General features: G+C 71.0%; 9 protein-coding genes. 4 read left to right on the top strand and 5 right to left on the bottom strand.

Annotated elements, in window-relative coordinates; genetic code table 11:
• Positions 1-36 precede the first annotated feature (36 nt).
• The 4 genes from ACGH52_RS10795 to ACGH52_RS10810 form a co-directional block, all read right to left on the bottom strand.
• Positions 37-753, bottom strand: a complete 717-nt coding sequence (locus ACGH52_RS10795; RefSeq protein ID WP_059299092.1) for a hypothetical protein — start codon at positions 751-753, stop codon at positions 37-39.
• A gap of 34 nt (positions 754-787) precedes the next feature.
• Positions 788-1,612 (bottom strand): ABC transporter permease, encoded by an 825-nt coding sequence (locus ACGH52_RS10800; RefSeq protein WP_121702860.1) that lies wholly within the window; start codon positions 1,610-1,612, stop codon positions 788-790.
• 107 nt (positions 1,613-1,719) lie between these two features.
• Complete coding sequence (locus ACGH52_RS10805) at positions 1,720-2,694, bottom strand: ABC transporter ATP-binding protein (protein WP_076973890.1); 975 nt, start codon at positions 2,692-2,694, stop codon at positions 1,720-1,722.
• A gap of 143 nt (positions 2,695-2,837) precedes the next feature.
• A complete protein-coding gene (locus ACGH52_RS10810; RefSeq protein WP_059299090.1) occupies positions 2,838-4,052 on the bottom strand; it encodes an NYN domain-containing protein in 1,215 nt (404 codons plus the stop codon).
• A 224-nt stretch (positions 4,053-4,276) separates the two neighbouring features.
• Between ACGH52_RS10810 and ACGH52_RS10815 the strand changes: the two genes are divergently transcribed.
• Complete coding sequence (locus ACGH52_RS10815; RefSeq protein WP_063124353.1) at positions 4,277-4,444, top strand: hypothetical protein; 168 nt, start codon at positions 4,277-4,279, stop codon at positions 4,442-4,444.
• A gap of 89 nt (positions 4,445-4,533) precedes the next feature.
• On the opposite strand, the gene dnaE is transcribed toward ACGH52_RS10815, so the two are convergent.
• A complete protein-coding gene (gene dnaE, locus ACGH52_RS10820) occupies positions 4,534-8,073 on the bottom strand; it encodes a DNA polymerase III subunit alpha (RefSeq protein ID WP_121703436.1) in 3,540 nt (1,179 codons plus the stop codon).
• 256 nt (positions 8,074-8,329) lie between these two features.
• Between dnaE and ACGH52_RS10825 the strand changes: the two genes are divergently transcribed.
• The 3 genes from ACGH52_RS10825 to ACGH52_RS10835 all read left to right on the top strand — a co-directional run bounded on the left by ACGH52_RS10825 (position 8,330) and on the right by ACGH52_RS10835 (position 11,367).
• A complete protein-coding gene (locus ACGH52_RS10825) occupies positions 8,330-9,670 on the top strand; it encodes a DUF2252 domain-containing protein (RefSeq protein ID WP_076973892.1) in 1,341 nt (446 codons plus the stop codon).
• 86 nt (positions 9,671-9,756) lie between these two features.
• Complete coding sequence (locus tag ACGH52_RS10830) at positions 9,757-10,467, top strand: hypothetical protein (protein WP_076973893.1); 711 nt, start codon at positions 9,757-9,759, stop codon at positions 10,465-10,467.
• A 99-nt stretch (positions 10,468-10,566) separates the two neighbouring features.
• On the top strand, positions 10,567-11,367 hold the full coding sequence (locus ACGH52_RS10835; RefSeq protein ID WP_059299087.1) for a DsbA family protein: 801 nt from the start codon (positions 10,567-10,569) through the stop codon (positions 11,365-11,367).
• Positions 11,368-11,369 lie beyond the last annotated feature (2 nt).

The following is an 11,369-nucleotide window of genomic DNA, read 5'->3' on the forward strand; positions in this document are numbered from 1 at the left end:
GGCGAAGGACAGGGCGGACCACGGCCGCCGCCGGGCCTAAGCCGACTTGTCCCCGTACGGCCCCGACGGATACTGCCCCGGCGCCGGCCAGGGGTCGGGCTCCGGGTCCCGGGGGCCGAACAGGCCGGTCAGTCCCAGGTGGACCACCAGCGCCGCGAGCGACCAGGCCAGCAGCGCCCCCTTCGCGCCCAGCTTGAGCGGGGCGGAGAACGTCACCCCTTTGCCCACGTCCTTGGCGTGCGCGATCACGTCCTGCGCCGGTCCGAGCCACACCCCGAGCCGCCAGGCCAGCAGCGACCCGAGCAGCCCGCCCGCGCCGAGGGCCACGACCAGCGGCACGCCCCCGCGCCGCCGCAGCAGGAAGACCACGACCGCGCTGAGCGCCCCGAACGCCAGCGCGAGCAGCGTGAACGTTCCGTCGACGCCGATCGCCTGCTCGCCCTCGGAGTCCTTGAGGTAGACGACCCAGCTGTCGTCGACCACTTCACCCACCAGCGGCACGGTCGGTGCCAGCTTCCACCACAGCACGCCCAGCAGCGCACCGAAGACCGCGACCGCCACCGCGGTCACGGCGGCCTGTCGCACTTCGGTCAACATCCCGGGGCCGTCCTCTTCGCCGTGCGGGCCGTAAGGGTCGTGGGAACCGCCGGGCGCGGCTCCCACCGCGTGCGCGCCGACGGGCTGCGGCACCGGCCCGCCCTGGTACGACGGGCGTTCGTTCGGCGGCGGTGGCGGAGTCAAGGGTGCGGTCACCGTGCCATCGTGCCAAACCCGCCTGTGCGGCGCGTCACCGGACGGCGGCCCGGCGGTACGCCCAGGTCGCCACGGCCAGCGAGATCACCCCGACCGCGGCGCACACCGCGAGGTCGCCGAGGACGAAGCCCCAGTCGGGCCGCTCGCCGAACGTGCGCGCGAAGGCCTCCACCCCGTACGTGGAGGGCAGCAGGTCCCGGGCCAGGCGGACCACCTGGGGCAGCCGTTCGGGGGGCAGCACGCCGAGGAGCAGGGCCGCGGACATGCCGAGCTGGCCGAGGAGTGTGGCGAACTCGGGCCGGGGGGCGAGCAGACCCAGTGCCGCGCCCAGTCCGGCGAGGGCGGCGCCCGCCAGCGGGATCACGGCCACCAGCACCCACAGATGGGTCATCGGCAGCCCGAACAGCAGGCATCCGAACACCGCCGTCACCACGGTCCCGGGCACGGTGAAGGACGCGTAGGCGCCCGCCGCGCCCAGCACCACCGCGGCGGGCGGCACCGGCAGCGTCGCGTAGTGGTCGAGGCCGCCGCTGGCGCGCAGCTGGCCGAAGTACTGGGCGAGGAGATTCAGCGCGACGAAGGCCACGACGAGCACCGCGGACCCGGCGACCACGGCCCGTGCCTCGCCGCCGCCGTCCACGACGCCGCGCATCAGGATCATGATGCCGACCGACTGGAAGGTCGCCACGAACAGCAGCGGGATGCGCGCGACCCGCGCCCGGGACAGCTGCGCCCGGTACACGGCCACCAGGGAGGGCCACAGCCGTGCCCGGGGCCCCAGCTCGGCCGGACCGGCCACGCGCCGCCCCTCGGCTGCCGGGGCGGCACCCCGCAGGGCATCGGCGGGTACGACACTCACGTCGCGCAGCTCCCCTTCGCTCGGGTCGTTCGAAGCGGTCGCCTCGGTGGGGACGGTCGCCCCGACGGGTACGGATACGGCGTCCGGTGTGCTCACCGCTCGCGTGCTCACGCCCTCACCAGCCCTTGTCGCGCGGCGCCGCCCAGCGCCAGGTACACGTCCTCCAGGCTGGGCGTGGCCAGGGTGAAGTCGTCCAGGGCGGCGAAGGCGGCGCCGCCGGTGACGGTGGCGACGACCGCGCGGGCCTCCTCGGGGGCGAGCCGCAGGGTCCAGCGGCGCCCCGACTCGACGACGCGGTCGCGCAGGGCGGCGACCTCCGGGACGTGCAGCGGCGCGCTCTCGCGCCACACCAGGTCGACGCGGACCTCTCCGGCGACCTTCTCCTTGAGCCCGGAGGGCGTGTCGCAGGCGATCACGCGTCCCCGGTCGAGGACGGCGACCCGGTCGAGCACGGTCTCGGCCTCGATGACGTTGTGGGTGACGAGCAGCACGGTGGCGCCGTGTTCGGCGCGCCGCCGGTCGACCGCCGACCACACCGCCCGCCGGGCCACCGGGTCCATGCCGGTGGTCGGCTCGTCGAGGACGAGCAACGGCCGCCGACCGACCAGTGCGGCGGCGAAGCAGGCCAGGCGGCGCTGGCCGCCGGAGAGCTTCTTGATCGGGCGGGCGGCGAGCCCGGTCAGGCCCAGCTCCTCCAGCACGGCGTCCCGCTCGGCGCGCGCCCGGCGCACCTCCAGGCCGCGCAGCCGCCCGGTGGTCTCGGCGGCGAGCGACACCGTCAGCTCGTCCAGGGCGCTGGACTCCTGGCCCAGGTAGGCGAGGATCCGCGCGGCCCGCTCCGGGTGGCGCACGATGTCGTGGCCGAGGATCTCCACGCTGCCGCGGTCGGGCCGCATCAGGCCGGTGAGCTGGCGCACGAGGGTGGACTTGCCGGCGCCGTTGGGTCCGAGCAGTCCGAAGATCTCACCGCGGCGGATCTCCAGGGTCACGTCGTCGGTGGCCCGCACCTCGGGAGTGGCGGGAACGCCGCGCCTGCCGCGCTGGGCCGGATAGGTCTTGGTCAGTCCGCGCATCACGCACACGGCATCGCCACCGGGTCCAGGTGCCTGTGCCGCGCGCTTACTCACAAGGGAGGAGACTACGGGGTCCGCCCCCGCGCCCCGCCCTCGGGTCCGCCCATAAGTGTCGATTCAGCCGCGGAAAGCCAGGGGGCGGCCGGAGCGTCTCACTCCGCCGCCGGGGTGCGCTCGGTCGCCGTCCGCACGTCGATCTCCCGCCAGAACCCGGCCCGGATGGCGTACCGGTCGTGTTCGTCGATCTGGTCGTCCTTGTGCGCGAGCAGCCCGAAGCGGGCCGCGTAGCGCAGCAGCTCGCCGTCGACGCGGTGCGGGATGCGCGGGTACATCCCGGACAGTTTCTGCAGGTGGCCGTGGTCGCCGAGGCGTTCGAGCCAGCGCCGGGCGAAGACCTGCCCCACCTCGTACGGGTCGCCGCCGACCGTGGTGATGTCCTCCTCGCGGTCGGCCCAGCGCTGCTCGGCCGTGGTGAGCTGGGCCAGCGTCGGCAGCGAGGCGGCCTCGGAGGGCTCGGCGGCGGGCCGGTCCACCCAGCCCTTGTCGGAGGACCAGCGCAGGGTGGCGTTGGCCGGCTGCGGGGCGGGGTGGGCGGCGCCGGGGGCGCGCAGGGCGGCGAGATCCTTGGGGGTGGGGACGCCCTTGGCGGGCGGTACGCGCTCGTCGGTGCCGCCCTGCGCCGCGGCGGACGTGGTGGGGTGCTCCGGCGTCTCGGCGGGCCGCTGGGCGGCGGAGAGGGCGGACTCGGGCAGCGGCGCGGAGAGGATTGCGGCGATCTCGGGGCGGGGCACGGGCGGCGGCGCGCAGATGCCGCCGAGTTCCTTGGCGCGTACGGCCTTGGTGATCCACACACGGTCCAGGACGCGGCGTTCGTCGGCCTCGGCGACCAGGTCCTCGGACTGGTTGTAGTCGCCGTCGGCGGCCTGTACGGCCCACAGGTGGACGGCGACGCCGTGTTCCTTGGCGGCCATCATGCCGGGCAGCAGGTCGCCGTCGCCGGTCACCAGGACGACGTCGGAGCAGGCGCGGTTGCGGGCCAGCTCGGTCAGTTCGGCGTGCATGGCGGCGTCCACGCCCTTCTGCGCCCAGCGTCCGTCACTGCGCGTGAGGGCGCCCAGCCGGACGGTGACCCGGGGCATCACGCGCAGCCGCCGGTGTTCGGGCTGCGGGACGCGGTCGGGGGCACCGTCGAACCAGTAGATGCGCAGCAGGGGCTGCTGGGTGTCGGACTCGGCGCGGTCGCGCAACCCCTGGATGAGGGCGGCGTGGTCGACGGTGATGCGCGAGCGCGAGGGCTCTCCCGCCAGGAGACTCGCGGCGGCCCCCAGCAGATACCCGGCGTCCACCAGGACGATGCAGCGGTCCACGCGATCCACCCTCTTTCCGGGAGGTTTGCTTCGGGCTTCCTTCGAGTCTGCCCGACCACGCGGAGGTTAACGGCCGGAACTCGATCTTCGGCGTGGCGTTTCGGCACCTCGCACCCCGTCGAGCCGCGTCACGGACGGTAATTGCCCGATATGCGTTCTTTGTTGGGCTGTGTGAATCTGGTTCCGGCCCTGGCCCCTAGATCCCCCTCAGGAGGTAGATCACCATGGCCAAGAACAAGAACAACCGTGATCGTAAGCAGCCCCAGCCCGAGCGCTCCCCGCAGGCCGCCGAGTCGGCCGTACTGGACCGCGAGGAGCAGCACTCCCCGCAGCTGACGACGCCCGGCGACGCGGCCTCCCGCAAGCGGCAGAAGCGCTTCGGCCACAACTGACATCCGCGGTACGGGCCGTCGCGGCCCCGCACGACGAGGGGCGCACCCGGCGACCGGGAGCGCCCCTCGCTCGTTCCGCCCGAGTCCGCTCAGCCCGCCAGGCAGGACGGTCCGAGCAGCACCTTCAGGTCGCCGAACAACGCTGGATCGGGCTTCACCCGGTGCCGGTCCAGGCGCAGCACCGTGGTCTTCGTCGGCCCCTGGAGCTTGATCCGCACCTCGCTGTCGCCCCGGTGGTGGGTGAGGATCTCCCCGAGCCTGCTGACCATCGGCGGGGTGACGCGGGTCGCCGGGATGGTGAGGACGACGGGCGCGTTGGTGCCCGCGTTGGACAGGTCCGGAACCATCAGCTCCATCGCGACCAGCCGGGGCACGTCCTCCCGCTTGTCGAGGCGCCCCTTGACGAACACCACGGCGTCCTCGACCAGTTGCGTGGACACCAGCTGGTACGTCGCCGGGAAGAACATGCACTCCAGCGAACCGGCGAGGTCCTCGACGGTGGCGATGGCCCAGGCGTTGCCCTGCTTGGTCATCTTGCGCTGGAGGCCGGAGATGATGCCGCCGATGGTGACGACCGCGCCGTCGCCGAAGTCGCCGCCGGTGAGCTGGGAGATGCCCGCGTCGGCCTTGTCGGACAGCACGTGCTCCAGGCCGAAGAGCGGGTGGTCGGAGACGTAGAGGCCGAGCATCTCCCGCTCCTGGGCGAGGAGGTAGGTCTTGTCCCACTCGTCCTCGCCGAAGACGACGTCGAGTCCGAAGCCGGGCTCGTCGTTCTGCTCGTCGCCCATGCCGCCGAAGAGGTCGAACTGGCCCTCGGCCTCCTTGCGCTTGACCGCGACCACGTTGTCGATCATCGGTTCGTACTGCGCGGTGAGGCCCTTGCGGGTGTGCCCCATCTCGTCGAAGGCGCCGGCCTTGATCAGCGACTCCGTCGTCCGCTTGTTGCAGACGACCGCCTCCACCTTGTCCAGGTAGTCGGGGAAGGAGGCGTACTTCCCCTTGGCCTTGCGGCACTTGATGATCGACTCGACCACGTTGGTGCCGACGTTGCGCACGGCGGAGAGGCCGAAGAGGATCACGTCGTCGCCCTGCGCGGCGAAGTTCGACATGGACTCGTTGACGTTGGGCGGCAGCACCTTGATGCCCATGCGCCGGCACTCGTTCAGATAGACGGCCGACTTGTCCTTGTCGTCCTTGACCGAGGTGAGCAGGGCGGCCATGTACTCGGCCGGGTAGTTCGCCTTGAGGTAGCCGGTCCAGTACGACACCAGGCCGTAGGCGGCCGAGTGCGCCTTGTTGAAGGCGTAGCCGGCGAAGGGGACCAGCACGTCCCACAGGGCCTGGATGGCCTCGTCGCTGTAGCCGTTCTTCCGGGCTCCGGCCTGGAAGAGGACGAAGTTCTTCGCCAGCTCGTCGGGCTTCTTCTTGCCCATCACGCGGCGCAGGATGTCGGCCTCGCCGAGCGAGTAGCCCGCGATGATCTGGGCGGCCTTCTGCACCTGCTCCTGGTAGACGATCAGGCCGTAGGTGACCGCGAGGACCTCCTGGAGGGGCTCCTCCAGCTCCTTGTGGATCGGCGTGATCTCCTGGAGGCCGTTCTTGCGCAGCGCGTAGTTGGTGTGCGAGTCCATGCCCATGGGGCCGGGACGGTAGAGCGCGGAGACGGCGGAGATGTCCTCGAAGTTGTCGGGCTTCATCAGCCGCAGCAGGGAGCGCATCGGGCCGCCGTCGAACTGGAAGACGCCGAGCGTGTCGCCGCGCTGGAGCAGTTCGAAGGTCGTGGGGTCGTCCAGCGGCAGCGACAGCAGGTCGAGGTCGATGCCCTTGTTGGACTTCACCATCTTGACGGCGTCGTCCATGATCGTGAGGTTGCGCAGGCCGAGGAAGTCCATCTTCAGCAGGCCGAGCGACTCGCACTGCGGGTAGTCCCACTGCGTGATGGTCACGCCGTCGGTGTGCCGCACCCAGATCGGGGCGTGGTCGACGATGGGCTCGCTGGACATGATCACGCCGGCCGCGTGCACGCCCATCTGCCGCACCAGGCCCTCGACGCCCTTGGCGGTGTCGATGACCTTCTTCACGTCCGGCTCGTTCTCGTACATCGAGCGGATCTCGCCGGCCTCGCTGTAGCGCGGGTGCGTGGGGTCCGTGATGCCGTTGAGGTCGATGCCCTTGCCGAGGACGTCGGCGGGCATGGCCTTGGTGAGCCGGTCGCCCATGGCGTACGGGTAGCCCAGCACGCGCGCGGAGTCCTTGATGGCGTTCTTCGCCTTGATCTTGCCGTACGTGCCGATCATGGCGACCTTGTCGGCGCCGTACTTCTCGGTCACGTACCTGATCACCTCGACGCGCCTGCGCTCGTCGAAGTCGATGTCGACGTCGGGCATGGAGACGCGCTCGGGGTTGAGGAACCGCTCGAAGATCAGGCCGTGCGGGATGGGGTCGAGGTCGGTGATGCCCATCGCGTACGCCACGATCGAACCGGCCGCGGAGCCTCGGCCGGGGCCGACCGCGATGCCCTGGTTCTTGGCCCACATGATGAAGTCGGCGACCACGAGGAAGTAGCCCGGGAACCCCATCTGGATGATGACGTCCATCTCGTACTCGGCCTGCTTCTGGCGGTCCTCGGGGACGCCGCCGGGGAAGCGGCGCGCCATGCCGCGGCGGACCTCCTCCTGGAACCAGGTGATCTCCGTGAAGCCCTCGGGGATGTCGAACTTCGGCATGAGGTCGCGCTTCTCGAACATGCCGGTGGTGTCGATCATCTCGGCGATCAGGCGCGTGTTGGCGCAACCCTCCTGCCAGGCGTCGGAGGAGTCGATGGCGTACATCTCGTCCGTCGACTTCAGGTAGTAGCCGGTGCCGTCGAAGCGGAAGCGGTCCGGGTCGGAGAGGTTCTTGCCGGTCTGGATGCACAGCAGGGCGTCGTGGGCGGTCGCCTCGTGCGCGTAGGTGTAGTGCGAGTCGTTGGTGACCAGCGGCGGGATGCCGAGCTTCCTGCCGATCTCCAGGAGTCCGTCGCGGACCCGGTGCTCGATCTCGATGCCGTGGTCCATCAGCTCCAGGAAGTACCGGTCCTTGCCGAAGATGTCCTGGTAGTCGGCGGCCGCCTTCAGGGCCTCGTCGAAGTGGCCGAGGCGCAGCCGGGTCTGCACCTCGCCGGAGGGGCAGCCGGTGGAGGCGACGATGCCCTCGGACCACTGGCTGATGGTCTCCTTGTCCATCCGGGGCCACTTCTGCAGCCAGCCCTCGGCGTACGCGTCGGAGGAGAGGCGGAAGAGGTTGTGCAGGCCGGTGCTGTTCGTCGCCCACATGGTCTTGTGGGTGTAGCCACCCGAACCGGACACGTCGTCCCGCTTCTGGTGCGGCTGGCCCCACTGGATCTTGCGCTTGTTGCGCCGGGACTCGGGGGCGACATAGGCCTCGATCCCGATGATCGGGGTGACTCCGGCCTTCTTCGCGGAGTGGAAGAAGTCGTACGCCCCGTGCAGGTTGCCGTGGTCGGACATGGCGATGTGCGTCATGCCCATCTCGTTGCAGGCCTCGAACATGTCCTTGAGCCGCGCGGCACCGTCCAGCAGCGAGTACTGGGTGTGGACGTGCAGGTGCGTGAACGGCGACTTGGACACGTGCGGCCTCCTGGGAAAACTGGGGACGACTGACGGCGGTCGATCCGGGGGGTCAGCGTCGAAGTCTATGCCTCGCCACTGACACTCCGAGCAGATCCTGCGGCGCGTAGCGCCTCCATGAGGGGTGGCGGTCGGGTGACGGGCGGGCCCCCACGCGTACCTTCTGGGGCGGGCACTACCGCACCCCTTCGAACGTTGGCCCGAGTGGAGATCCGCTCCAGTCGTCAGGCACCACCCGCACCAGGAGGCACCAGGCATGTCGGTCCCGCAGCTCAACGAGGAGCACCGCGGCGAGGAGATCCTCGCCGTCTTCGACACCGCCTTCGGCCAGCTGCTGGCCGCGGATCCGGCGGCGTTCCGCGTGAAGTTCCGGAAGATGGCCGCCTCCGCCTTCGCCTTCTACCGCGGCACCGCCGGCCTCTTTTACCGCGATTTGACCGAGGATCCGGAGTTCGGCGATCAGCCCGGCGGCGCCTACCTGGACGAGCGGACCTCCCGGGTGTGGATCCACGGCGACCTCCACGCGGAGAACTTCGGCACGTACATGGACTCCACCGGCCGGCTGATCTTCAACGTCAACGACTTCGACGAGGCCTACGTCGGCCCCTTCACCTGGGACCTCAAGCGCTTCGCCGCCTCCGTCGCGCTGATCGGGTACGCCAAGGCGCTCAGCGACGAGCAGATCACCGAGCTGGTGCGGGTGTACGCGGGCGCGTACCGCGAGCGGATCCACGCCCTGGCCACCGGCGCCAAGAGCGACGAGGTGCCGCCGTTCACGCTGGACACCGCGGAGGGTCCGCTGCTGGGCGCACTGCGGGTGGCCCGCTCGCTGACCCGCTTCGGGCTGCTGGACTCGATGACCGAGATCCGTGACTTCGAGCGCCGCTTCGCCCCCGGCGGCGGTTCCATCGAGCTGGACGCCGCCACGCGCTACAAGGTGCTCGCGGCCTTCGACGGCTACCTGGAGACGCTCCCCGAGTCCTCCCTGACCCGGCCGGACTCCTACCGCGTGAAGGACGTCGTCGGCCGCCGGGGCATCGGCATCGGCTCGGCCGGCCTGCCCTCGTACAACATCCTGCTGGAGGGCAACAGCGACGCCCTGGAGAACGACGTCGTGATCTACATCAAGCAGGCCCAGACCCCGGCCGTCTCCCGGCACATCACCGACCAGGCCATCCGGGACTACTTCCAGCACGAGGGCCACCGCACGGTGATCTCCCAGCGCGCCCTCCAGGCGCACGCCGACCCGTGGCTGGGCTGGACCGAGCTGGACGGCGCCGGCCAGTTGGTCGCCGAGGTCTCGCCGTACGCCGTCGACCTGGACTGGGGCGACATCGACGACCCGGAGGAGATCGCCGAGGTCGTCGCCGACCTGGGCCGGGCCACCGCGACCATGCACGCGGCGGCCGACGACCAGTCCGGGGAGTCCCTGGTGCCGTTCTCCACCGAGCGGGCCATCGACGCGGCGATCGCGGCCGACGAGGAGGGCTTCGCGCCCCTGCTGGTCGACTTCGCGCACCGCTACGGCGCACGCGCGCGCGGCGACCACCAGACCTTCGTCGACCTGTTCCGCAACGGCCGGATCCCGGGCCTGTGACCATTCCGGTTCGATAACCGTCGGCCGTCTCACAGGAACCCTTTAGGGGTCCCTTACCGGACCCCGTGACACACTCTTCTACTGCTATGGACATATCCGGAACCCCGCTCAGAGCCGTACGCGCGGCGCTGTTCACGGCACTCGCCGTGACCCTCAGCACCGCGTCGCACGTCCTGCTGTCCGGGGTTCCGCTGCCGCTGCCCACGGTGGCCGCGGTCGCCGCCGCCGTGTTCCTGATCGCCTACGCCCTGGCCGGGCGGCGCGAGCGCGGCTTCGGGCGGATCGCCGCCCTGCTGATCCCGCTGGAGCTGGCCGCCGACACGGTCTTCACCACCGGCCAGCACGTCTGCTACGGCCGGGCGGGCGGCCCGGTCGCGGGCCCGCTGCGCTCGGTCGGCTTCGACGTGCTGTGCGGCGACGGGACCGGCGTCCACGCCGGGGTGACCGCGCCGCTGACCCGGGTGACCGGGGCCGAGACCGACCGGATGGCGTCGGTGCTGGCGCAGGCCGCCCCCGGCACCGCCTGGCTGCTGCTCGCCGCGCACGTCGGGGTCGGGCTGCTCGCGGCGGCCTGGCTGCGGCGCGGCGAGCGGGCGCTGGGCCAGCTGCTCGGCGCGGTGGCCGCGACCACCTTCCGGCCGCTGCTGCTCGCCGTCGCGGCCGTGAGCGCACACCGGGCCCCGGCGGTGCTCCGCCCGGCGCCTCCGGTCCGCCGTACCACCGGCGCCCGCGAGCGGATCCTCACGCACTCCCTGGGACGACGCGGACCGCCGTTCCCGGTGACCGCCCTCGGCTGACCCGGCACCGGCCGAGTCGCACGGGCGGCACCGAGCATCGCAGTCCCCATACGTACTTCCGCACACGCCCGTGTGCGCGTCCCCGGAGAGATCACCATCATGAGCAAGCGGAACAGCCAGGCGGCGAAGACGGCGGCCCGTGAGCGCCTGCGCCAGGAGCGCGAGCGCCAGGCCAAGCGCGACAAGGTCAGGCGGCAGGTCATCGTGGCCGCCTCCATCGTCGGCGTGCTGGCGATAGCCGGCGGCATCAGCTACGCCGTCGTGCAGGGCAACAAGCCGAGCGGCTGGGACAAGGCCGCCGAGGCCAAGGTGGTGGCCCCGGCCAACACCTCCGGCAAGGACGGCACCACCGTCGTCGTCGGCGAGTCCAAGTCGGACCACGTCATCCACCTCTACGAGGACCCGCGCTGCCCGGGCTGCGCGTCGATGGAGCAGAGCATCGGCGAGGCCGTCAACAAGGGCATGGAGGACGGCGACTACAAGCTGTCCTTCACCATCGGCACCTTCCTCGACGGCAATCTGGGCGGCGAGGGCTCGAAGAACGCGCTGAGCGCGCTCGGCGCCGCGCTGAACGTCAGCCCCGAGGCGTTCGTCGACTACAAGACCGCGCTGTACTCCAGCGAGTACCACCCGGAGGAGTCGACCGACGAGTTCGCCAAGGACGACTACCTGATCAAGGTGGCGGACACGGTCGACGCCCTGAAGAACAACAAGAAGTTCCAGGACGCCGTGGAGAAGGGCACCTACGACGCCTGGGCGATGCGGATGAGCAAGTCCTTCGACAAGGCCGAGGGCGTCGAGTCGACCCCGACCATCAAGATCAACGACAAGGTGGTCGAGACGCCGAGCACGCCCGACGCGTGGCAGAAGGCGCTGAAGGACGCGGGCGTCACCAAGTGACC

This window comes from Streptomyces sp. BBFR25, assembly GCF_044590125.1.
Lineage (GTDB): Bacteria > Actinomycetota > Actinomycetes > Streptomycetales > Streptomycetaceae > Streptomyces > Streptomyces canus_D.

Bases quoted from the DNA above. Each gene is read 5' to 3' on its own strand.
- ACGH52_RS10815 (WP_063124353.1), top strand. From the start codon at position 4,277: ATGGCCAAGAACAAGAACAACCGTGATCGTAAGCAGCCCCAGCCCGAG.
- ACGH52_RS10825 (WP_076973892.1), top strand. From the start codon at position 8,330: ATGTCGGTCCCGCAGCTCAACGAGGAGCACCGCGGCGAGGAGATCCTC.
- ACGH52_RS10830 (WP_076973893.1), top strand. From the start codon at position 9,757: ATGGACATATCCGGAACCCCGCTCAGAGCCGTACGCGCGGCGCTGTTC.
- ACGH52_RS10835 (WP_059299087.1), top strand. From the start codon at position 10,567: ATGAGCAAGCGGAACAGCCAGGCGGCGAAGACGGCGGCCCGTGAGCGC.